This window comes from Mesorhizobium sp. Root157 (assembly GCF_001427385.1).
Taxonomy (GTDB): Bacteria; Pseudomonadota; Alphaproteobacteria; order Rhizobiales; family Rhizobiaceae; genus Mesorhizobium.
In genome coordinates this window covers 1-22,860 of sequence record NZ_LMGJ01000003.1, presented here as the reverse complement: position 1 = coordinate 22,860, position 22,860 = coordinate 1, and the positions used below count along the sequence as shown (strand labels likewise).

23 protein-coding genes are annotated in these 22,860 nt (G+C 59.4%); 14 read left to right on the top strand and 9 right to left on the bottom strand.

Annotated features, from left to right (window positions below):
* Nucleotides 1-39 precede the first annotated feature (39 nt).
* Both groES and groL read left to right on the top strand, forming a co-directional pair.
* Entirely contained in the window at nt 40-336 is a 297-nt protein-coding gene (groES, locus tag ASD64_RS03410; protein ID WP_056100728.1) for a co-chaperone GroES, read from the top strand.
* Nucleotides 337-403: 67 nt separating this feature from the next.
* A complete protein-coding gene (groL, locus tag ASD64_RS03405) occupies nt 404-2,053 on the top strand; it encodes a chaperonin GroEL (protein ID WP_056100723.1) in 1,650 nt (549 codons plus the stop codon).
* 506 nt (nt 2,054-2,559) lie between these two features.
* Here groL and ASD64_RS03400 read toward each other — a convergent pair.
* Both ASD64_RS03400 and ASD64_RS03395 read right to left on the bottom strand, forming a co-directional pair.
* Nucleotides 2,560-3,933 (bottom strand): PleD family two-component system response regulator, encoded by a 1,374-nt coding sequence (locus tag ASD64_RS03400; protein ID WP_056100721.1) that lies wholly within the window; start codon nt 3,931-3,933, stop codon nt 2,560-2,562.
* A gap of 34 nt (nt 3,934-3,967) precedes the next feature.
* Nucleotides 3,968-4,324: a response regulator gene (locus tag ASD64_RS03395; RefSeq protein ID WP_082549853.1), complete on the bottom strand. Its 357-nt coding sequence runs from the start codon at nt 4,322-4,324 to the stop codon at nt 3,968-3,970.
* 258 nt (nt 4,325-4,582) lie between these two features.
* Between ASD64_RS03395 and ASD64_RS03390 the strand changes: the two genes are divergently transcribed.
* From ASD64_RS03390 to ASD64_RS03380, 3 genes are read left to right on the top strand one after another with little or no spacing between them, the layout of a single operon-like run.
* Nucleotides 4,583-4,882 carry a DUF3572 domain-containing protein gene (locus tag ASD64_RS03390; RefSeq protein ID WP_056100718.1) on the top strand — a complete coding sequence of 100 codons (300 nt, stop codon included), beginning with the start codon at nt 4,583-4,585 and terminating at the stop codon, nt 4,880-4,882.
* Nucleotides 4,879-5,532: a hypothetical protein gene (locus ASD64_RS03385; protein ID WP_056100716.1), complete on the top strand. Its 654-nt coding sequence runs from the start codon at nt 4,879-4,881 to the stop codon at nt 5,530-5,532. Before ASD64_RS03390 ends, ASD64_RS03385 begins: the two co-directional genes overlap by 4 nt.
* A gap of 13 nt (nt 5,533-5,545) precedes the next feature.
* On the top strand, nt 5,546-6,154 hold the full coding sequence (locus ASD64_RS03380) for a hypothetical protein (RefSeq protein ID WP_056100712.1): 609 nt from the start codon (nt 5,546-5,548) through the stop codon (nt 6,152-6,154).
* A 23-nt stretch (nt 6,155-6,177) separates the two neighbouring features.
* Here ASD64_RS03380 and ASD64_RS03375 read toward each other — a convergent pair whose 3' ends face one another.
* From ASD64_RS03375 to ASD64_RS03365, 3 genes are all read right to left on the bottom strand, one after another.
* Complete coding sequence (locus ASD64_RS03375; RefSeq protein WP_056100710.1) at nt 6,178-6,945, bottom strand: alpha/beta fold hydrolase; 768 nt, start codon at nt 6,943-6,945, stop codon at nt 6,178-6,180.
* An 18-nt stretch (nt 6,946-6,963) separates the two neighbouring features.
* Complete coding sequence (locus tag ASD64_RS03370; RefSeq protein ID WP_056100707.1) at nt 6,964-7,506, bottom strand: DUF192 domain-containing protein; 543 nt, start codon at nt 7,504-7,506, stop codon at nt 6,964-6,966.
* 128 nt (nt 7,507-7,634) lie between these two features.
* The gene (locus tag ASD64_RS03365) at nt 7,635-8,162 is read right to left on the bottom strand and encodes a cold-shock protein (protein ID WP_320410177.1); all 528 of its coding nucleotides are present in this window, start codon (nt 8,160-8,162) and stop codon (nt 7,635-7,637) included.
* A gap of 276 nt (nt 8,163-8,438) precedes the next feature.
* Between ASD64_RS03365 and gloA the strand changes: the two genes are divergently transcribed.
* Entirely contained in the window at nt 8,439-8,879 is a 441-nt protein-coding gene (gloA, locus tag ASD64_RS03360; RefSeq protein WP_056100702.1) for a lactoylglutathione lyase, read from the top strand.
* A gap of 8 nt (nt 8,880-8,887) precedes the next feature.
* Here the strand turns inward: gloA and ASD64_RS03355 are convergent, their stop codons facing one another.
* A complete protein-coding gene (locus ASD64_RS03355) occupies nt 8,888-9,439 on the bottom strand; it encodes a DUF1697 domain-containing protein (protein ID WP_056100700.1) in 552 nt (183 codons plus the stop codon).
* Nucleotides 9,436-10,692, bottom strand: coding sequence for a threonine ammonia-lyase IlvA (gene ilvA / locus ASD64_RS03350; protein ID WP_056101473.1), 1,257 nt, complete (start codon nt 10,690-10,692; stop codon nt 9,436-9,438). Before ilvA ends, ASD64_RS03355 begins: the two co-directional genes overlap by 4 nt.
* 178 nt (nt 10,693-10,870) lie before the next feature.
* Here ilvA and ASD64_RS03345 point away from each other — a divergent pair, with 178 nt between their 5' ends.
* From ASD64_RS03345 to ASD64_RS03315, 7 genes are all read left to right on the top strand, one after another.
* Entirely contained in the window at nt 10,871-11,977 is a 1,107-nt protein-coding gene (locus ASD64_RS03345) for an alpha/beta hydrolase (RefSeq protein ID WP_056100698.1), read from the top strand.
* Between the two features lie 95 nt (nt 11,978-12,072).
* Entirely contained in the window at nt 12,073-13,236 is a 1,164-nt protein-coding gene (locus ASD64_RS03340; protein WP_056100694.1) for an alpha/beta hydrolase, read from the top strand.
* A gap of 88 nt (nt 13,237-13,324) precedes the next feature.
* Nucleotides 13,325-15,166, top strand: coding sequence for a sensor histidine kinase (locus ASD64_RS03335; protein ID WP_082549840.1), 1,842 nt, complete (start codon nt 13,325-13,327; stop codon nt 15,164-15,166).
* Nucleotides 15,163-16,518, top strand: a complete 1,356-nt coding sequence (locus tag ASD64_RS03330) for a sigma-54-dependent transcriptional regulator (RefSeq protein ID WP_056100691.1) — start codon at nt 15,163-15,165, stop codon at nt 16,516-16,518. Before ASD64_RS03335 ends, ASD64_RS03330 begins: the two co-directional genes overlap by 4 nt.
* Before the next feature lie 214 nt (nt 16,519-16,732).
* The gene (locus ASD64_RS03325) at nt 16,733-17,710 is read left to right on the top strand and encodes a tripartite tricarboxylate transporter substrate-binding protein (RefSeq protein WP_056100689.1); all 978 of its coding nucleotides are present in this window, start codon (nt 16,733-16,735) and stop codon (nt 17,708-17,710) included.
* Between the two features lie 84 nt (nt 17,711-17,794).
* On the top strand, nt 17,795-18,256 hold the full coding sequence (locus tag ASD64_RS03320) for a tripartite tricarboxylate transporter TctB family protein (RefSeq protein WP_056100687.1): 462 nt from the start codon (nt 17,795-17,797) through the stop codon (nt 18,254-18,256).
* A 10-nt stretch (nt 18,257-18,266) separates the two neighbouring features.
* Entirely contained in the window at nt 18,267-19,775 is a 1,509-nt protein-coding gene (locus ASD64_RS03315) for a tripartite tricarboxylate transporter permease (RefSeq protein ID WP_056100684.1), read from the top strand.
* Between the two features lie 596 nt (nt 19,776-20,371).
* Here ASD64_RS03315 and ASD64_RS03305 read toward each other — a convergent pair.
* Together ASD64_RS03305 and ASD64_RS20875 are read right to left on the bottom strand one after the other, a co-directional pair.
* Nucleotides 20,372-20,587, bottom strand: coding sequence for a hypothetical protein (locus ASD64_RS03305; protein WP_056100678.1), 216 nt, complete (start codon nt 20,585-20,587; stop codon nt 20,372-20,374).
* The gene (locus ASD64_RS20875; protein WP_156459989.1) at nt 20,584-20,955 is read right to left on the bottom strand and encodes a hypothetical protein; all 372 of its coding nucleotides are present in this window, start codon (nt 20,953-20,955) and stop codon (nt 20,584-20,586) included. The genes ASD64_RS03305 and ASD64_RS20875 overlap by 4 nt, the downstream gene beginning before the upstream one ends.
* A gap of 189 nt (nt 20,956-21,144) precedes the next feature.
* Between ASD64_RS20875 and ASD64_RS03290 the strand changes: the two genes are divergently transcribed.
* Nucleotides 21,145-22,244, top strand: a protein-coding gene (locus ASD64_RS03290) for an IS3 family transposase (protein ID WP_156459988.1) whose coding sequence is annotated in 2 segments (ribosomal slippage) — nt 21,145-21,397 and nt 21,397-22,244 — 1,101 coding nt in all. Because the reading frame shifts where the segments join, the coding sequence is not laid out codon by codon here.
* Nucleotides 22,245-22,860 lie beyond the last annotated feature (616 nt).

Below are 22,860 nucleotides of genomic sequence, written 5' to 3'. Positions count from 1 at the left end.
GAGGAAATCGTTTCTCATCACTGTCATCGAGGAAATCAAATGGCAAAGTCGAAATTCCGCCCGCTTCATGACCGTGTGGTCGTTCGCCGGGTTGAATCCGAAGCAAAGACCGCTGGCGGGATCATCATCCCCGATACGGCCAAGGAAAAGCCGCAGGAAGGCGAGATCGTGGCTGTCGGCTCCGGCGCGCGCGACGAGGCTGGCAAGCTGGTTCCGCTGGACGTCAAGGCCGGCGACCGCGTGCTGTTCGGCAAGTGGTCGGGCACCGAAGTCAAGCTCAATGGCGAAGACCTTCTGATCATGAAGGAATCCGACATCATGGGCATCATCGGCTGATAACGCCGTTCGCATTTGCATAGAAACTGGCAATCAGAATTTCGGGCGCAGAGCCCAGGAGTAAGAAATGGCTGCTAAAGACGTAAAATTCTCCCGTGACGCCCGCGAGCGCATGCTGCGCGGTGTCAACATCCTCGCCGACGCAGTGAAGGTGACGCTTGGTCCCAAGGGCCGCAACGTCGTCATCGACAAGTCGTTCGGCGCCCCGCGCATCACCAAGGACGGCGTTTCCGTCGCCAAGGAAATCGAGTTGGAAGACAAGTTCGAGAACATGGGCGCACAGCTCGTTCGCGAAGTTGCCTCGAAGACCAACGACAAGGCCGGCGACGGCACCACGACAGCAACCGTGCTGGCACAAGCCATCGTTCAGGAAGGCCATAAATACGTTGCCGCCGGCATCAATCCGATGGACCTGAAGCGCGGTATCGATCTGGCCGTTGCCGACGTTGTCGCCCAGCTGGTCAAGTCGGCCAAGAAGATCAAGACTTCGGAAGAAGTTGCCCAGGTCGGCACGATTTCGGCCAATGGCGACGAATCCGTCGGCAAGATGATCGCGGAAGCGATGCAGAAGGTCGGCAATGAAGGCGTCATCACGGTTGAAGAAGCCAAGACCGCCGAGACCGAACTCGAAGTCGTCGAAGGCATGCAGTTCGACCGCGGCTACCTGTCGCCCTACTTCGTCACCAACCCCGACAAGATGGTTGCTGATCTGGAGGACGTCTACATTCTTCTCCACGAGAAGAAGCTGTCCAACCTGCAGGCGATGCTGCCGATCCTCGAAGCCGTCGTTCAGACTTCGAAGCCGCTGCTCATCATCTCGGAGGACGTCGAAGGCGAGGCTCTGGCCACACTCGTCGTCAACAAGCTGCGTGGTGGCTTGAAGATCGCTGCCGTCAAGGCTCCGGGCTTCGGTGATCGCCGCAAGGCCATGCTGGAAGACATCGCCATCCTGACCGGTGGCCAGGTCATCTCCGAAGATCTCGGCATCAAGCTCGAGAACGTCGGCCTCAACATGCTCGGCCGCGCCAAGAAGGTGTCGATCTCCAAGGAGAACACCACCATCGTCGACGGCGCCGGCAAGAAGGCCGAGATCCAGGGTCGCGTTGCCCAGATCAAGCAGCAGATCGAGGAAACCACTTCCGACTACGACAAGGAGAAGCTGCAGGAACGTCTGGCGAAGCTCGCCGGCGGTGTCGCCGTCATCCGCGTCGGCGGCTCGACCGAAGTGGAAGTCAAGGAAAAGAAGGACCGCGTTGACGACGCGCTCAACGCAACCCGCGCTGCCGTCGAAGAAGGCATCGTGGCTGGCGGCGGCGTCGCTCTGCTGCGCGCTTCCACCAGCATCAAGGCTGTAGGCGCGAACACCGACCAGACCGCTGGTATCTCCATCGTTCGCAAGGCTCTGCAGGCCCCGGCCCGCCAGATCGCTTCGAACGCCGGTGAAGAAGCTTCGATCGTCGTTGGCAAGATCCTCGACAACAAGGGCGTTTCCTACGGCTACAACGCAGCCAACGACACGTATGGCGATCTGATCTCGCTCGGCATCGTCGACCCAGTCAAGGTCGTTCGCACGGCGCTTCAGGACGCAGCCTCGGTTGCCGGCCTGCTGGTCACCACCGAGGCCATGATTGCCGATGCGCCGAAGAAGGAATCCGCCGGCGGTATGCCCGGCGGCATGCCCGGCGGCATGGGTGGCATGGGCGGCATGGACTTCTAAGAAGTCCACCGCAACATCCAAACTGACTAAGCTCAGGCTCGCTTCGGCGGGCCTGAGTTTTTTGAGCTGAGGTCATCCGCCTAAAGTAGGTCGCTTGAAAGCTTAACCGGTTTCGGGATCACGCATGTGGCTCACACGCTGGCGCACACAGCCGGCCCCAGTCCATCCCGGCGCGGGAACACGTTTCGATTTCTAACCGAGAAATGGAACAGGGGGCCGGTCGACGGTTGGCAGCGGTACGAGGAGGCCACTATGTGCCAGCGCCGGCCGGCCGACCCCACGGACCCAGGAGATGCGGCGGACCTGAGCATCATGGGGTATTTTTCGGACCGTTCCGCAACTCACCTCGCGCCGGAACAGTCCTCTCAACAGCACGGACAGTTGCGCAAGAGCTTATGAAAATCAACACTTTCTTAACCAAGCTTTGTCGAAGGCTCGGATTAAGGTAAATTCATAACCTTTACGGCATGACCAGCTAAATCTGTTGGTTGACTTGCCTTCAGCCTTTAGGCTGCCTTGGCAACCACGCGGTTGCGGCCACCGCTCTTGGCTTCATAGAGAGCAAGATCGGCACGTTTCATCAGTGCCTCGACACTGTCCGCGCCTTTGCGGATCGATGAGACCCCGACGCTCACCGTGACGTCGATCGACTTTCCATCCTTGCCGACCGAAAACGGCAGATGCGCGACCTCTGCGCGAATTCGCTCCGCAACCTTCTCGGCAATGGGGCCGTCCGTGTCCGGCATGACGATGACGAACTCTTCGCCGCCGAAGCGGCATGCCAGATCGATGCCGCGCACGTTCTGGCGCAGCCGGCGCGCAAATTCCTTGAGCACGTCATCGCCGCCATCGTGGCCGTAAGTGTCATTCACCAACTTGAAGCGGTCGAGATCGGTGATCATGACCGACAGCGGCCGGCGGCGCGCCACGGCCCGATCGAACAGCGTCTGCAGATGGCTATCCAGATAGCGTCTGTTGTGCAGGCCCGTAAGCGGATCGGTGACGGCCATTTCAATGGTCTGGGTCACGCTGGCGCGCAACTGGTCGTTATAGCGTTTGCGGCGGACCTGCGTGCGCAGCCGCGCGGTCAATTCATGCGGGTCGATCGGGCGCACCAGATAGTCGTTGATACCGAGTTCCAGTCCGCGGATGATGCGGTCTTCCTCACCTGCCTCGGCGACGAGGATGATCGGCAGGAAACGGGTTCGATCAAGTGACCGCAACTGCGAGCACAGCCGCAGCGGATCGAAGTCGGCAAAGCCGGTCGAAATCATCACGCATTCATAATTGGAATCCGCCGCCTGGAAGAAACCAGCATGCGGATCGGTCGCTACGTCGAGGTCCACTGAGCCGCGCAACATCGCCTGGATGCGTTCGAAAGAGTTCTGGCGCTCATCGACAAGCAGCACCTTGGGTGCGGTCTCCTGCGACGGGAAGTTGCGGCCGAGCAATTCCTCGATGCCGATGTTGCGTGTCGTTGCCGCACGCAAGCGCAGTTCATCGGTCAGCATCTTGAGCCGAACCAGGCTCTTGACCCGTGTCATCAGTTGCAGGTCGTTGACTGGCTTGGTCAGGAAATCGTCGGCACCGGCCTCCAGTCCGCGCACGCGATCGGTCACCTGGCCGAGAGCGGTGATCATCAAGATCGGTATGTGGGAGGTGGCGGGATCGCTCTTCAGGCGGCGGCACACTTCGAAGCCGTCCATATCGGGCATCATCACGTCAAGCAGTACGACGTCGACCTTGCTGGTTTCGCAGGTTTCGATGGCTTCCGGTCCGGAACTTGCCTTCAAGACCTCGAAATATTCGGCAAGCAGGCGAACTTCGAGAAGTTTGACGTTAGCCGGAATGTCGTCGACCACGAGAATGCGGGCAGTCATCTACAGCGCCCTCGATGTTTGGAACGGGCTATCATCAGGCATCACCCAGATAGGATTTGATGGTCTCGATGAATCGAGGCACCGAGATCGGCTTGGAGATGTAAGCCTCGCAACCACCCTGGCGAATGCGCTCCTCATCTCCCTTCATGGCGAATGCGGTAACGGCAATGACCGGAATGACATGAAGGTCATCATCCTCCTTCAGCCACTTGGTCACCTCTAGCCCGGAAACCTCGGGCAACTGGATGTCCATCAGGATCAGGTCGGGCCTGTGGGTGCGCGCCAGATCCAGCGCCTCAAGCCCGTTGCGCGTGCGCACGGTCTCATATCCGCTGGCCTCGATGAGGTCGCGAAAGAGCTTCATATTGAGCTCATTGTCCTCGACGATCATAACTTTTTTCGGCATCGACTTCCCGTCCCGGCTGCCATCCATAGGAGCAGCAACCGCCATGCGTTCAGCCGGAACGCACCAAACCCGGTTCCCACACTACTGCAAGATGATTGACAAAACGGAAATCAACCGTTCGAAAAACATCCGCATCCGCCTGGCCGCTGATAAGTATCCCTCTGCAACTTGCCGTGGGCGGCAGATGCAACTACTTGCCGGGGTGACTCAAGAATCCCAATCCCGACGATGGGGAAGGTAGCGATGCCAGACAATGCGTCAATACGCCAGGAAGCAGAGGCCATTGCCGTCAAGGCTCTGGGGTTCATTGCCGCCGATCCCGAACTTCTGCCGAGATTCCTTGCCATCACCGGCATCGAAGCATCGTCGATAAGACGCGCAGCCGCAGAACCCGGCTTTCTGGCCGGCGTCCTGCAATTCATCCTGGCGCATGAACCGACGCTGTTGCGGTTCGCACAGGAAACCGGTGTACCTCCGGCTTCGGTCGGAGAAGCACAAAAGTACCTGCCCGCAGGTGAAGACAGATATGAGAGTTCGACATGAGTGATGATCCCGAAACCGCGCGCCAGATCGAGGAACTGGCTTCCGACGACAGACCCTTGCTGGTTCTCGATGTCGACGATGTGATCCTGGAGTTCATTCGTCCTTTTCCGCGTTTCCTTGAAGAGCGTGGCTTCGCCTTGACCATCGCGTCTTTCCGCCTGACGGGAAACATTGCCGAGCGTGCCAATGGGCGATTGGTCGAGCAGGCCGAGGTTTGGGCGCTTCTCGACGAATTCTTCCAGGACCAGGCTACGTGGCAAAGCATCACTGACGGAGCGGCGGAGGCGCTGTCGCGGTTTTCCGAACAGGCCGAGATCGTCCTGCTCACGGCCATGCCCCACAGGCACCGTGCCATCCGCCGTGCCCATCTCGACGCGCTGGGCCTGTCCTACCCGCTTCTCACCACCGAGATGGCCAAGGGGCCTGCCGTTGCTAAGCTGCGCGGCCCGCATGGGCGCCCGATCGCCTTTGTCGACGACCAGCCGCCAAATCTCGTATCGGCGCGGGAATCAGTTGCGGACGCCCATCTTTTCCATCTGATGGCCGACAACAGCCTGCGGGAATTCCTACCGCCGCTACCCGACGATATCAACGTCGTCCAGGACTGGCATGAGGCGACGCCGAAAATCGCGAGAGTTCTCGGCCTGTGATTTGAGATCACCAATGGCGACTTCACATCCAATCGATGAAGAAACAAAACGCGAATTGACCGCGCTTTATCGGGATGAGAACCGTCACTACCACGGCCTCGCGCATATCGAGGCACTGCTGGCGCTGGCCGTGGAATGCCGCTCGAAACTGTCAGACCCAGAGGCGGTGGAGGCGGCAATCTGGTTTCATGACGCGATCTATGACAGCCGAGCCAAAGACAATGAGGCAAGGAGTGCGGAACTCGCCCGGCAGCTCCTTGCTCACCGGTTGCAGCCAGCTCGGATGGCTCGCGTCGCCGCCATGATTCTTGCCACGGCAATGCATGAGGTGCCAGTCTTCGCGAATATCGACGCCGTGCGCGATGCAGCCCTGTTCCTCGACATGGATCTGTCCATCCTTGGAGCTTCACCTGAAGTCTTCGACGCCTATGAAGCGGCGATCCGCCGCGAATATGCCTGGGTGCCGGAAGATGCCTGGATTGCCGGACGAAGCGCGGTGCTGCGCACGTTTCTTGATCGGCCCTACATCTACCACAGCGAGGAATTTCGCGTCCGGCTAGAGCACCGGGCCCGTGCCAACATTGAGCGGTCGCTGGCATCTCTCAAAGGAAAAGACACCTAGTTTCTGTATTTTGTCAGCATTTTCTAAAGCTGGTTCTCGGCGTAGAATTCCAATACTCGTTGCTTGAAGCTTTTGTCTCCAACTGCGAGCATGTGGTCGCGGCCTTCGATATGGAATGCCGTAGCGCGCGGCATCAGCGCCGCCAACTCATCAGGCGAACCGCTGATGTCGTCCTTTGTGCCGACCGCAATGAGCGTCGGCTGGCTAATACGCGCCATTTGTTCATCCGTCAGCAGTTCTCTGGACGTGGTGATGCAGGCAGCCAATGCCCGCCGGTCACTGCGGGTCTGGTCGGCAAACGCCCGGAAAGACCGCCCGCGCGGGTGGCTTGTCTTCGACGGATCGTCTGCCAGCAATGCTGCAGCGATGGGGTCCCAGTCGCCGACACCGTCCACCATGCCGATGCCCAGACCGCCGAACACCAGCGTGGCAACCTTGTCCGGTTCCGCCAGCGCCAGGAAAGCCGACACGCGCGCGCCCATCGAATAGCCCATGACATGGGCGCGTTCGATGTGGAGATGCTTCAGCAGCGCCGCTGCATCGGATGCCATCTTGTCCGGCGTGTAGTCGGCCTCGTTGTAACTTTTCGACGATGAGCCATGGCCGCGGTTGTCCAGCGCGATCGCGCGGTATCCCGCATCGTTGAGCGTTTTGAACCAGCCGGGCGAAACCCAGTTCACGTAGTGGCTCGACGCGAACCCGTGAATGAGCAGGACAGGATCGCCTTTCCCTTTCGCCGGCTCGCGGTCAAGAAACGCGAAATCGAATCCATCGTGGTTGAAGAACTGCATCGAAATATCCCGTCGGCATCAATTGCCGTTGCCGGACGGTGCTTCACTCGGCAACGGCGACTCCACAATCCGGGGATGTTTTACCAGAACCCCATCTGAAATTCCCTGCTTTGCTGCCGTGCCTGCCTTGAGTTCAAGAACATAGCGCACAGGTTGGCCGGGCGAGATGGCAGCCTCCGAATATGGCTCGCCGGGCATGATTGCCTTGACCCTGCCGTCCGGTCCGATGAAAATCAGATCGAGCGGCATCGGCGTGTTCTTCATCCAGAAGCCGATTGGCCGGGTTTCCTCGAAAACGAACAGCATGCCGCGATCGTCGGGCATGGTTTCACGAAACATCAGGCCCGCTGCCCGCTCCGCTGTTTCATCCGCAATCTCGACGGAGAACACACGCTCTCCATTCGGCGTCGATGCCACCAGCGGGGCCTCATCGACAGGCAGCATCATGGCTTGCCCATCAGCCGAACTGGTTTGTGGTACATACAGGAAAATCAAGGCCGCCAGCATGACGGCACATGCGGCCAAAACCTTACCCGCCACCGGCCAAAGCTTTGCGATCATTCTACGGCCCTCGATCCGGCAACGCCTAATGCCTGTCGCCCGCAAGTGGGGACCGGTTTCGGGATAACGACATGCATAAAAACAGGTACTTAGAGCGCGCCAGCGAATCTGAAAGATCGCGACGCGCTCTAGTGCGAAACCGGCAAGGTACCCATATCAGGGTGAATTTCGGCAGCCATAAGGCCTTTGTCGCCGCGCCCGAACCGCACCAGCACCACCTGCCCCGGCCGCAGTTCCGTCACGCCATAGCGGCGCAATGTTTCCATGTGCACGAAAATGTCTTCCGTGCCCTCGCCGCGCGTCAGGAAACCAAAGCCCTTGGTGCGGTTGAACCACTTGACCAGAGCCCGCTCCAGGCCACTTTGCGGAGTAACGGTAACGTGCGTGCGCTGTTCCTGCATTTCGGCAGGATGGATAGCCGTCGAAATGTCCATGGAAAGGACGCGGAACGCCTGCAGCCCCCGTTCCCCCTGCTTGACCAGGCAGACCACCCGGGCACCTTCGAGTGCGGTCTGGAAGCCGTCGCGCCTGAGGCAAGTCACATGGAGAAGAATGTCACTGGAAGTGCCGTCATCGGGCAAGATAAACCCATAACCCTTGGCTACGTCGAACCATTTGATGGCGCCCGAAACCTCGGTGAGGTCCGCCGAATCCATGCCTTCGTCGCGCTTGGCTGCTTCGCCAAGGATATCGTCCTGCTCCGCGAAAGAGGCCTTTTCCCCCATAAGAATGCCCCCTCTTGTCGAAAATACCGCAACTGATTCTTGAACGGAGGATAACATTTCCTCTTCGAGAATGCGCAAGACCTGACGTGCCTTTTTTCACGGTTCATCTTGACGGCCACAGAGTGTCGCCGATTTTGCCCAGCGCCGTTCCAGTTGCAGCCCGCCGAGCCCCTGCCTATGTTAGCGGCGACCTGCCAGGAGAACCCCATGCGCTATCTGCACACCATGATCCGTATCGGAGACATCGATGCTTCGCTCGATTTTTACTGCAACAAGCTGGGCCTCAAGGAAGTGCGCCGTTTCGAGAGCGAGCAAGGGCGCTACACGCTGATCTTCCTTGCCGCGCCCGACGACGAAGAGACCGGCGTCAGCGACAAGGCGCCACTCGTCGAACTCACCTACAACTGGGACCCTGAGAACTACAAAGGCGGCCGCAATTTCGGCCATCTTGCCTACGAAGTCGACGACATCTACGCGACGTGCCAAAGCCTGATGGAAAAGGGCGTCACCATCAACCGTCCGCCCCGCGACGGCAATATGGCGTTCATCAAATCACCAGACGGCATCTCTGTTGAACTGTTGCAGAAGGGTCCGGCCAAGCCCAAGGTCGAGCCGTGGGCCTCCATGGCCAATACCGGAACCTGGTAGGGCACGCCCTACCCGACTTCAGCGGCCATTTTTCCAAGAGCCTGCACCGTGCGCCAATTGCGTGCGGTCGAGACCGTCCCAAGGACACGGTCGATGACCGGCGGCAGCTTCGAAACACAGAAGCTGTCGGGGACATGCAGGTAGAGAACGTTGTTTCTGACCTCCAGGCGTTCCCCGCCAACGGCGCGCGCCGACAAGGCTTCCACCGCCGCGCGATCAGGCGCTTTTGCCAGCACGAAGACATGCATTGTGGTCGGTTGATTCCCGGCATCCGGAAATGGATTTTCCCTGATGATGCGCTGCCAGTGGTTGCGTTCGACCAGCATGACGTCCTTTTCGAAGCCGAACTTGCGCTTGACGATTTCGGCTATCCGCGCATGTGTCTGCTTCGACCCCAGCGTCGAGGACAGGATTGCATTGCCGCTGTTGATATAAGTCGAAACGTCGCCAAAGCCGGCTTCGCCCAACGCCTTCCTCAAAGGCGCCGTCGGCAATTGCGTTGCCCCACCGACGCCACGAAACAACACGATGAAAACATGCCGCTCAGATTTGCCGCTCATATGATGAAGGCTGCCAGCGTCTCGTTGTCGGTTATATCCTGATACTGCACCCCGTCGGCGTCGAACTTTGCCTTGAGCAGGTCGAAATTGCGCTTGTCCTTGGTTTCGATGCCGATCAGCACGGAACCGAAGTTGCGCGCAGACTTCTTGAGGTATTCGAAGCGCGCGATATCGTCTTCCGGGCCGAGCATTTCAAGAAAGTCGCGCAGCGCGCCGGGCCGTTGCGGAAAGCGGATAATGAAGTACTTCTTCAATCCCTCGAAGCGCAGCGCCCGTTCCTTGACATCGGGCAGCCGCTCGAAATCGAAATTGCCGCCCGAAACCACGGCCACGATCGTCTTGCCCTTGATTTCCTTCTTCGGAAAATCCTTCAGCGCGTCGATCGCCAGCGCACCGGCCGGCTCCAGCACCACGCCCTCCACGTTCAGCATTTCGATCATCGTCGCGCACAGCCTGTTTTCAGGCACGAGCCTTATCGCATCGGCCGGAAAATCCTTCAGGAGTCGAAAATTCTCGCGGCCAATCTCTGCGACCGCCGCGCCATCGACGAAATTGTCGACCTTGGCCAGTTTCACGCGCTTGCCCTCGCCCACGCTGCTCTTGAGGCTTGGCGCCCCCGCCGGCTCGCAAAAGACGAAGCGCGTCGGCCTGTCCATGCTCGCGAAATATTGGGTGATGCCGGCAGCAAGGCCGCCGCCGCCGACAGGCAGCATGACGATATCCGGGTTTTTTGCTCCCGCCATCTGGGCGAATATCTCATGGGCGACCGTCGCCTGGCCTTCGATGATGTCGCGATGGTCGAAGGGCGGCACCATGTGGGCGCCGGCACTGTCGGTGAAATCGAGGGCCGCGCGATAGCAATCGTCGAAGAAATCCCCAACCAGCCTGATCTCCACGAAATCGCCGCCGAACAGCCGGGTCTTGTCGATCTTCTGCTGAGGCGTCGTCACCGGCATGAACACCACGCCCTTGCGCCCGAAGTGGCGGCACACAAAGGCGAAGCCCTGCGCGTGATTGCCGGCCGATGCGCAGACGAACAATTCGGCCTCGTTGCCGGCGGCGAGCGTCTTTCGAAAGAAATTGAATGCGCCGCGAATTTTGTAAGAGCGCACCGGCGTCAGGTCTTCGCGTTTCAAAAGGATGCGCGCGCCGAACTTGCGCGACAGATAGTCGTTCTGCTGCAAGGGCGTCTCCGGGAATATCCCGCGTATGGCTGTCGCAGCGGATGCGACCCTGTCGGCAAAATTGGTCATGGTCTGGTTCCGGTTGTTGGAGCAATCGTTCCTGCCGCCATTTTGGCATTTGCGCAACACCGCGACAGTTCCCGCCCGCCCGATGCCGGTTTCGATATGGATCGACTTACTTCCGCCGCACTCTCCACGTGGGGAGAGCGGGCTGACGGTGTCCCGTATCGTTCACGCCTGAAATCAAATGGAATTTGACGTGCCTTTGAAGACCATCTTCGCTATCACCCTTGCGCTTCTGGTTACCGGCTGTGCTGGCCGCCAGCCACAGGAAATTCTCGGCAGCGCCATGGTCACGGCATCCGTCGCAGACATTTCCGGCAACCATTCGATCTTCATTGCCACGACGCGCAAGCATGCGAGCGATCCGGGCAAGGTTTTCGACGGCGAACGTTCAGCCACGCTGAACTACGCGCGGGTCAACGTCACGGTGCCGAAGATCCACGAGGTCGGCCAGATCGAACGCCGCAAGCGTGGCAAATCCGACGATCCTTCAAAATATTTCATGGCGTCCGAGGCGATCGGCTACGATACCGCGCCGGAATTCTCCGCAGCCCTCAATGCCGACATAGCCGCGCGCGGCGGCCGCGTCATGGTGTTTGTCCACGGCTACAATACGAGCTTTGACGCTGCCGTTTACCGCCTGACCCAGATCGCGCACGATTCCGGCTATCCCGGAACGCCGGTCCTGTTCTCCTGGGCTTCAGGAGGGTCGACCACCAGCTATGTTTACGACAAGGAAAGCGCCAGCGCGGCGCGCGATCAACTCGAGGTGACACTGCGGCTGCTGGCACAATCCGGCGCGCGGCGCATCGACATCGTCGCCCATTCGATGGGCACATGGGTCACGATGGAAACCTTGCGGCAACTGGCAATCACCGGCGACCGCGACCTGAGCGGCAAGCTTGGCGACGTGGTGTTGGCCTCGCCCGACATCGATGTCGACGTCTTCAAGAGCCAGATGCGCCGCTACGGCAAACCGGACAAGCCGTTCATCCTGCTTTTGTCCGACGATGACCGGGCGTTGCGCCTGTCGGGCATTATCGCAGGGTCGCGCCCGCGCGTCGGCGACTACAAGAACGCCGCCGACCTTGCCGACTACGGGGTCACCGTGGTCGATCTCTCCAAGGCAAAAGGCATGGACACCTTCAACCACAACAAATTCGCCGACAACCCCACAATGGTGAAGATGCTTGGCCAACGGCTTCGCGAGGACGACGGCTTTGCCAGCGACCGAGACGTGACCGATCGCATAAATCAGCTTAGCCGGCAGATTCAGGCCGGTCTTCTTTAGGGACTGGACCTGGAGTCCGATCTAACGATAATCGGTTACCACGCGCTGAGCAGGAGCGCCCAAGGTCCCCACCCCAGTTCAAGGAGCGACGTACCGTGCGCTTGAAGGTATTGTCCCTCGTTGCCTTGGCCCTGTTTGTCGCTGGATGCGCCGGGCCGCGTTCCCACGATCTCCTCGCCAAGACTGCCGTCACCGCGCCCGCTTCTGAAATCGCCGCAACACATCAGATTTTCGTCGCCACGACACGAAACAAGGCGATGACGGAGCCACGCCAGGTGTTCGATGGCGATCGCTCCTTGACGACAAGCTTTGCCAGTGTCGACATTACAATTCCCAAGACGCACAAGGTCGGAAATATCGAACGCCCCAAAGGCTCGGCGTCACCCGACCCCGCCAAGCATTTCACTGCCTCCAGCGTCACCTTCTACGAAGGCGCGCCGCAATTCGCTCAGGCGGTCGGCGCGGATATCCAGCGTCGCGACGAGCGCGTGCTTGTCTTCGTGCACGGCTTCAACAATGGTTTCGACGACGGCATCTACCGCATCACGCAGATCGCGCAGGATACCAACTACACCGGCACGCCGGTCCTGTTTTCGTGGGCGTCCAGCGGCAAGACCACCGGCTACATCTATGACAAGGAGAGCGCCAACGCCGCCCGCGACGATCTCGAAGCGACGCTGCGCATGCTAGCCAAAACCAAAGTAAAAAGCATCGACATCATCGCCCATTCAATGGGAACGTGGGTGACGATGGAGGCGCTGCGCCAACTGGCGATCACCGGCGACCGGGATCTCGGCGGCAAGCTCGGCTATGTCGTCCTCGCCTCCCCCGACATCGACGTCGATGTCTTCAAGAAGCAGATGATCCGCTACGGCAAGCCGGACAAGCCATTCGCCATTCTTTTGTCCGATGACGACCGGGCGTTGAAATTGTCCAGCCTGATCTCGGGCGACAAGCCGCGCGTCGGCGATTACGGAGATGCGGCAGACCTCGCAAGCTACGGCGTCGTCGTCGTCGACCTGACGCAGGCCAAGTCGGCCAACCGCCTGAACCACGCCAAGTTCGCCGATAACCCCATCCTGGTGCAGTTGCTGGGAACCAGCCTGCAGACACCGGCCGGGTTGGCCTCTCCCGAGGAAGACTTCGGGCAACCGGTCAGCAATCTCGGGAGAGGAATTGGTCAGGCTGTTGGGTCCGTTGCCGATATCGTCATCACCACGCCATTCAAGGTGCTGAACGTGGTTGTCCAAGGCAACTAGGACCAATCCGGCGCCGATTGTGCGCAAGTCCGGCACGGTATAGTAGAGCCCAAGGGAACAAACGGCCGGAATTCCGGGTGGCAATGCGATGAGGGCAGTTTCAAAGGCACGCGCGATCCTGCTCGGACTGGCACTGCTCGCAATTGCTGGTGTCATTGCCGTGTTCGGCAACGCTTTTGCCACCCGCGCCTATCTGGACCAGGCTGCAACGCGCGGCGAAACGACATTGCGGCTGGCCGTAGCCGCGCTGCGCGGTCATATGAGCCGCTTCGAGCCTTTGCCGGCGCTGATAGCCGACCACGACGATATCCAGGCCCTTGTTGCCGACCCGGCCAACGTTTCGCTGCGGGCCAGGGCCAACACATATCTTAAGGAAATCAACGGGCTTCTGAAGTCATCGGATATCTACGTCATGCTGACCGGTGGCTTCACGATCGCCGCCAGCAACTACGATGCGCCGTTGAGTTTTGTCGGTGAGAACTTCAATTACCGGCCCTATTATCAGGATGCGATCAAGGGCAAGCAGGGAAGGTTCTTCGCACTTGGAACGACATCACTGAAACGTGGCTACTATTTTTCTTCGCCCGTTCGCATCGACGGCAAAATTCGTGGCGTGGTCGTATTCAAGGTCGATATCGAGCCGATCGAAGCATCGTGGAAATCGGACGAATACGAGATCGTCGTCACCGATCCGGAGGGCATCATCTTCATGTCCGGGCGGCCTGAATGGCTCTATTCCGGCCTTCTGCCCCTGACGCCGGATCGACTGGCCAGGACCGCGATCTCACGGCGGTACGCCGACGCGCCGTTGCGGGAACTTCCTGTCGTGCGCGCCAGTTTTCAGAACGCGCGCCAACTCATGAACATCGAAGCCGAGAAATCCGCGCGGGAGTACCTCGTTGTCGAGGAACCCATGACGGAAGCCGGCTGGACGGTCAGCGTGCTTCTGGACACAAATTCCGCACGCGCCCAGGCCATCACCAGCGTACTGGCGGCGTTGCTCCTGCTTGGCCTAGCAGCGCTGTTGGGGGCCGTTGTCTTTCAGCGCCGTGCGCGTCTTGCCGAACGCATGGAACTGCAACGCACAGCGCGCGAGCAACTCGAGCAGCGTGTCGAAGAGCGCACCGCGGACCTCGCTTCCGTCAACAGCCAGCTTGAACTCGAAGTAACCGAGCGCAGAGCCACGGAACTGCAGTTGCGCAAGACACAGGACGATCTCATCCAGGCAGGCAAGCTTGCCGCGTTGGGGCAGATGTCGGCGGCCTTGTCGCATGAATTCAACCAGCCGCTCGCTGCGGTCAAGACCTATGCCGACAATGCCGCGATCCTGATCGACCGCAAGCGGATAGCAGAGGCACGCGACAACGTCGCTCGCATCCTCGCGTTGACGGATCGAATGGCTTCGATCAGCCGGCATCTCAGGAACTTCGCTCGCAAGCCTAATGAACGGCTGGGCTTGGTCCATCTGGACGAAGTCGTTCACGACACGCTTGAAATCGTGGGCTGGCGTCTCACGGCCGCGGATGCGGAGGTCATCCTTGATCTCGGCGTCGAACCCCTCACCGTGCGTGCCGGCAGCGTTCGCCTTCAACAAGTGCTCGTGAACATCATCTCCAATGCAGCCGACGCCGTAGAGGGCCTGACCGACCGCACGATCGAGCTAACAGCGCGGCACAATGCCGACACCGTCGAGATCACCGTTCGCGATCACGGCCCAGGCGTTCCCGAGGCCATATCGGGGCGCATATTCGACCCCTTCTTTTCCACCAAGGGCGTCGGCAAGGGCCTTGGCCTTGGACTGTCGATTTCCTACAATATCATCAAGGATTTCGGCGGAAGTCTCACCGTCGAGAATCATTCCGATGGCGGCGCCGTTTTCCGCATCGAGCTTGCAGCGGCTAACGCGCTCACCCATGAGGCTGCGGAATGAAGCAGCCGCTTGTCCTGCTGGTCGATGACGAAGACGAGCTTCGCCGTTCAACCGCACAATCGCTGGACCTGTCGGGCTTCAAGGTGCGCGATCTGGCCAGCGCCGAACGTACCCTCGATCTGATCAATCCGGGCCTCAACGGTATCGTCGTGACGGACATCCGCATGCCTGGCATGGACGGCATGACGTTCATGGGCCGTGTCCACGAAATCGATGCGGACATCCCGGTCATCATCACGACGGGTCATGGCGACGTCCAGCTTGCCGTCAAGGCGATGCGCGAAGGCGCCTACGATTTCATCGAGAAGCCATTTACCACGCAGAATCTTGCGGCAGTCGTGCGGCGCGCACTCGATTGGCGCAGCCTGATCCTCGAAAACCGACTATTGCGCGCCGTTGCTGGCAAGCGCGACGATATCGAGGCCCGCCTGCCCGGCCGCACCCAGGCGATAATCGACCTTCGCTATAGGCTGCGAGCGGTTGCCGCAACCGACGCCGATGTCTTGATTATCGGCGACACCGGAACGGGCAAGGAGGTAGCGGCACGCGCCCTGCACGACATCAGTTCGCGCGCCAGCAAACCTTTCGTGGCCATCAATTGCGCTGCGTTGCCTGCCGCTCTGATCGAAAGCGAATTGTTCGGCCATGAGGCCGGCGCCTTTCCGGGCGCCATCCGGTCCCGTTACGGAAAATTCGAGCATGCACGCGGCGGCACCATATTGCTCGACGAGATCGGCATGATGCCGGATGACCTTCAAATCAAGCTGCTACGCGTTATCCAGGAGCGCGTCATCACCCGGCTTGGCTCGAATGAATCAATTCCGCTTGATGTCCGTTTCGTGGCCACCAGCAAGGCGGATCTGCAAGCTGAGGTCGCAGCCGGACGCTTCCGTCCGGACCTGCTTTATCGGCTCAACGTCGTCACATTGCGCTTGCCTCCCCTGGCAGCCCGGCGCGAAGACATTCCGCTGCTCTTTCTCCAACTCGTCCGTGAGGCGGCGGCGCGCTATCGTCTCGAAGAGATCGACGTCCCGCCGCATGTGATCGCCGATGTCTCGCGCCAGGAATGGCCGGGAAACGTTCGCGAGCTGCGAAATGCCGCCGACAGATATGTGCTTGGCATCGATCAGAGGATGAATGAGGACGCTTTGTCCGGCGCCGCACTATCGGGGCTCGCCGACAGGGTGGCGGATTTCGAAAAAAGCGTCATCTCCGGGAGCCTGCTTGCCCATGGCGGCAGCTTGAAAGCGGTTTACGAATCGCTGGGGATCTCCCGCAAGACGCTTTACGACAAGATGCGCCGTTACGGCCTCGACAAGAACCTCTCCGGCTACGATCTCCCGCAGGACTAGAGAGCCCCGTCATGTGTGTGGATTCTCACACATGCATTTGCCGCGAATGTCACTTTTTCTACCCATGTCCGCCGAAAGACACCCGAGAAATGCTCCTTCTTGGCCAATTTGGGTTTGCAGCGGTATAATTCAGCTTCGCTTAATGTGCCCAACCATTGGGGATGAAGTAGTCCGTTCGCCCCGGATGGCAATTGAAAGTCCTGGGAGGATCTCGATGAAGAAGCTTATTGCCGCGCTTGGCGCGGTCGCCGCCCTTTCGTTCAGCACATCTTTCGCTGGTGCCCAAACCTACCCTGAGCGCTCGATCACAGTTGTCGTGCCGTTCTCGGCCGGTGGTCCGACCGATACGGTCACCCGTCTTGTCGCCGAAGCCATGTCGAAAGACCTTGGCCAGCAGGTGCTGGTCGAGAATGTCGGCGGTGCCGGCGGTACGCTGGGTGCCGGGCGCGTGGCCCAGGCCGACCCTGACGGCTACACGCTGCTTCTCCACCACATCGGCATGGCGACCAGTGCTACGCTCTACCGCAAACTGCCGTATGACACGCTGAACGCTTTCGAATATATCGGCCTCGTCACCGAAGTGCCGATGACGATCGTTGCCCGCAAGGATCTCGAACCGACTGATTTCAAGTCCTTGGTGGAATATGCGAAGGCCAACAAGGATACCGTGACTGTGGCCAATGCCGGCATTGGTGCGGCATCCCACCTTTGCGGCATGCTGTTCATGAGCGCGATCGACACACCTCTGGTCACGGTGCCCTACAAGGGAACCGGTCCGGCGATGACCGACTTGCTCGGTAGCCAGGTCGACATCATGTGCGACCAGACGACCAATACGACCAAGCAGATCAAGGCTGGCACCATCAAGGCCTATGCCGTCACCGCGCCGCAACGGCTCGACGTCCTGCCGGATGTTCCGACCACCAAGGAAGCCGGCGTCGACGGCATGGAAGTTTCCATCTGGCACGGCCTTTATGCTCCGAAAGGCACCCCTGCCGAGATCGTCGACCGGCTTTCCAAGTCGCTTCAACTCGCGTTGAAGGACGAAAACGTCGCTGCGCGCTTTGCAGAACTGGGCACCGCACCGTCCTCACAGGAAGATGCGACGCCGGCAGCGCTCAAGGCGAAGGTAGAGAGCGAGATCGCCCGCTGGAAGCCGGTGATCGAGGCCGCTGGCCAATACGCGGACTAATGGTCCAGGCGGAAGGCTCCGAGCGAGCCTTCCGCCGCCACCGTGAATTCAAAGCCTTAAGTCACTTGGTGCACGGGAACTGTCATGAAGTCCTTCTCCATCGACAAGACCAACGGGCTGTGTGCGGCGTTCTTCATCGGGCTCGGCATTTTCTTTGCCGCCCAGTCGCTCGGTCTCGACCTTGGCACGGCGGTCCGCATGGGGCCGGGCTATTTCCCGCTTCTCCTTGCGATCCTGCTGATCCTGCTCGGCGTGATCGTCTTTCTCAGCGCCATCAAGACGGAAAGCGAACCTATCGGACACATCGCCTGGCGCGGCATTTTCCTTATATTGCCTGCGCCGATCTTCTTCGGCCTTACCGTGCGCGGATTGGGCTTCGTGCCGTCGATCTTCCTGACGGGCCTGATCGCGGGTTTCGCCAGCCAGAGAATGAAGCCGCTGACCGCGTTGCTGCTCTCGGCCGGGTTGACCCTCTTTGCAGTCGTCGTTTTCAGCTACGCCCTCGGACTGCCGTTCCAGCGGTTTGGCCCATGGACGAGATTCTAAGGGCAAACCGATGGATCTGTTAAACAATCTGGCGCTCGGGTTCGCCACCGCTTCAACCCTTTGGAATATCCTGTTCTGCCTGATCGGGGTGATACTTGGCACGCTGATCGGGGTACTTCCCGGCATCGGCGCCACCGCCACGATCGCCATGCTTTTGCCGATCACTTTCCAGATCGGCGACCCGGTGTCGGCACTGATCATGCTTTCGGGCATCTATTACGGCGCTCAGTATGGCGGGTCGACCACCGCGATCCTCATCAACATGCCGGGCGAATCGTCATCGGCGGTCACTGCCATCGATGGCTACCAGATGGCCCGCAATGGCCGCGCTGGTGCTGCTCTGGCGATTGCCGCCATCGGCTCGTTCTTCGCAGGCACGGTGTCGACCTTCCTGGTCGCGCTTTTCGCACCGCCACTGACGGTAATCGCGCTCAAGTTCGGCGCGGCAGAGTATTTCTCGCTCATGGTCGTCGGCCTTGTGTCGTCTATCGCGCTGGCGCATGGTTCGATCATCAAGGCCCTAGGCATGGTCGTCCTCGGCCTGCTGCTCGGCCTGGTCGGGACCGACATTTATTCCGGAACACCGCGCTTCACGCTCGGCATCCGCGAGTATTCCGACGGCCTGAATTTCGTCGCCGTCGCAGTCGGTGTATTCGGCATCGCCGAGATCCTGCGAAACCTTGAGAACGAAAAGGGCCGCGACGTCCTGATGGCCAAGGTCAGCGGCCTGTTGCCGTCACGCGACGATGTCCGGCGCATGATAGGCCCGATCATCCGCGGCACGGCGATTGGCTCGGCGCTGGGCATATTGCCCGGCGGCGGCGCAATCCTGGCCTCGTTTGCTTCCTATACCGTCGAGAAGCGCGTTTCGAAACACCCCGAGGAATTTGGCCGAGGTGCCATCGAAGGTGTTGCCGGTCCTGAATCAGCCAACAACGCCGGCGCCCAGACCTCCTTCATTCCCATGCTGACGCTGGGCATCCCGGCCAACCCGGTGATGGCCCTGATGATCGGCGCGATGATCATCCAGGGTATCGTCCCCGGCCCCAATGTGGCCACCGAGCAGCCCGCCCTGTTCTGGGGTATCATCGCATCGATGTGGATCGGCAATTTGATGCTGATCGTGCTCAACCTGCCTCTTATCGGCCTGTGGGTTAAGCTGCTGACGATCCCCTACTACGTGCTCTTTCCCATCATCATGGCGTTCTGCTCGATCGGCGTCTACAGCGTGAATTCCAACGTCTTCGACCTCTATGCCGTCGCCTTCTTCGGCCTGCTCGGCTACGTGCTGCTCAAGCTGCGCTGCGAACCGGCACCGTTGTTGCTCGGCTTCGTGCTTGGGCCATTGCTGGAGGAAAACCTGCGCCGGGCGATGATCCTGGCGCGCGGCGACGCGACAACGTTTGTCACGCGCCCGATCAGCGCGATCCTGCTGGCAATATCGGTTGCCGTGCTGGTGGTCGTGTTCCTGCCCAGCATCCAGAAAAAGCGCGAAGAGGTCTTCGTCGAGGACGATTGACCATGCACCCATCTTGCGGATTCTTCGCCAATTGGAAGAAACACGCCCTCGCGCGCCGGTAATATTAACGTTAGCGGCTAAGATTAAGAATGCGTTTAGGTGGCGCCGCGATCCAGATTCTGGCAAAACATGCCGGGGGCGCAGGGCATGCTCGGCGCAAGGGTAAAGGGCTAACGCCAAAGGGGTCTTGTGCCGGCTGCCTTGCGTCTCCACCATATTGCCTGATTGGCAATGGTGCGGACGACGGGGAACCAACTTCATACATAATAATTTAATGAAAACAATGATTTATAGCCGAAAGTTGGAACCGGTGTTGGAATTACAAATCCCACTGATCTGAAAAAGTCTTGCAACAATTGCACGGGCGTGGGCGACAACATCGGCCCTCGCCTCTTCGGCAGTTATCTCCGAATCGAGCCTAGCAAATATCGGCGCATACACCTCGTCTTCGACTACAAGATGGGCCACGGTCGCACTGGCCGCTTTGAGCCTGTCCAATGTAAGATCGTAGTTGTCAGCTCTGCTCAAAGCAGCCAAGCATTGATTTTATTGATAATTTTGTCGATTTCGTTGCAACCGGGTTCAATTTTCCCCGGTTAGCCTACTAGTTTTCTGACATGCGCGCCGATCCACACCGCCGGCCAGACCGCCATGAAGAATACCAAAGCCACCACGGCGGCAGGCTCGGCCCGTCGAAGTCCCGATAGGAACGCGTCGGAGTTGGAGTTTGGTGCGGCAGTTGTCGCGCTTCGAATAAAAAACAATCCTCCCGACACCCACGCCAAAACCAAAGCCACTACGATATTCATCATGGGGTCATCCTCTCTCTCATTTTGGCGATGACTTTCTCAACAAAGGCAATTCGCGCAGGCCGATCTGCCGGATCGATAACCACACTATTGACCCGGAAACCCTTGGGGATTGTCAGCATGTGAACGGCCCTTCTCTGCCGGCCCTGCCGGACGGACGGCGCGGAAAGGCGGTTCCTTTCGCGCTCGGCATCGGAGGGCGCTTTCCGTTCAATGTGAGGCATTAATTGGCGAACGTCTGGATTTCCCCGATATGGCGTGAAGGCTGTTACGACCGACCAGCAGAGCATGAAATGATCGTCTGGTGCATAGCGGAAGCTGGCCAGGTGGCGAAGCGCGAATTTGGCCGCATGGCTTATCTTTACGCTCACGCTGGTTATAATCTTCCCGGATGGCGAGTGAATTTCCCGGACTTTGTCCGTGAGGCGCGATTTGAATTTTTGTAGCCTATCGACGCTCGCACGATGAGGCCAGAAATGATGACGTGCTCCCAGTAATTCGGACCGTTTTGGGCTGGGATTTTCCAGTTATGATCCCTCGACCGGGATATGGAGAATCCGATGAAGGCATCGAAGTTTTCGGAGGCGCAGATCGCCTTTGTTTTGAAGCAGGCTGAGGACGGAACGGCGATCGGCGAGGTGTGCCGGAAGATCGGGATATCCGAGGCGACGTTCTACAACTGGCGCAAGCGCTACGCTGGTCTGATGCCGTCCGAGGTGAAGCGGCTGCGGCAGCTCGAGGAAGAGAACGCCAAGCTCAAACGCATCGTCGCGGATCTGTCGCTGGACAAGGCGATGCTGCAGGACGTCTTGGCAAAAAAGCTCTGAGGCCTGCCCGCCGGCGCCAGCTTGTCGATGAGTTAAGGGACGTCTGGAAGGTCTCGATCCGCAAAGCCTGCAATGCCTTGCGGATCGACCGGTCCCTTTACACCTACAAGTCGAAGCGCGGTGAGCAGGCCGATCTCAAGCATCGGATCAAGCAGATCTGCGAGACGCGGGTTCGCTACGGCTACCGGCGGGTGCATGTCCTGCTTTTGCGCGAAGGATGGCCAATCAACATGAAGCGAACTCGTAGGCTTTACAACGAGTTGGGGCTGCAACTGCGCAACAAGACGCCTAAGCGGCGTGTAAAGGCCAAGCTGCGGGAGGATAGAACCGATGCCACCCACTCCAACCAGGTCTGGGCGATGGACTTTGTGCATGACCAGTTGGCCACCGGCCGGAAGCTGCGCATCCTGACCATCGTCGACACCCATTCCCGCTATGCGCCGGCGACGGATCCGCGATTCAGCTACCGGGGTGAAGACGTTGTGCAGACGCTCGAGCGGGTCTGCCGGGAGGTTGGCTATCCCAAGACGATCAGGGTGGACAATGGAAGCGAATTCATCTCCAGAGACCTCGATCTGTGGGCTTATCAGCGAGACGTGATCCTGGACTTCTCACGGCCCGGCAAGCCCACGGACAATGCGTATATCGAGTCGTTCAACGGCAAGTTCCGCGCCGAGTGCCTGAACCAGCACTGGTTCCTGACCCTTGACGACGCCCGTCAGAAAATGGAGGAATGGCGTCGAGACTACAACGAGGTTCGTCCTCACAGCGCCATCGGTAACAAGCCGCCGATATCGCTCATGAATGCCTCCGGCGCATCCGGTCCGCCGTGAGTGCTACCCCCGGGAAATTCCCCCAGCCGGGCGGTCCAAAATCGGGGAGCACGTCAATCAAAACCTAGGACTCTCTCCCAAACCGGAGGAGATCTGGGTCTCAGGTCATCGGCTGTCACCTTAATTGTGAAGGCTGGAAAAGTCCTCATTTAGTCCGGCGGCATCGCAGTCGAGCCTACGTAGTGGAATTTTTGAGGCCGTTGTCGACGCCCGCCAAGTCGTAGGGTCAGATATGGTTGGGATACACCGGACGCAGCCGGGTGCACCGTGACTCGATTGACAGGTGCATGCCACGCCTTGGCTTTAACTATATGGCGATGAGATTCGCGAAGGTAACTCCGTGGTCGGTCGAGGCCTATTCATTCTTGTTAAACAGGAGCGTTGGGTTTAGAGCACACACATTCTGTTGGCACCCGGGGGAAGGAATGTCAGAAATTCTAACAACTATCTCGCTAGTTGTTGTGTGGAGCACGGTTCTCTTGGCTCGCATATGCATATCTCAATCAGGTAAGGAATGGTTTGTGCGCGGCGGTGACAAATTAGGCCATGGAGCGCCGGCATAATGCTGGTGCGGGCGGAGTAAAAACCGTCCAGTGGCTAGGCTGATCCCTTTGGG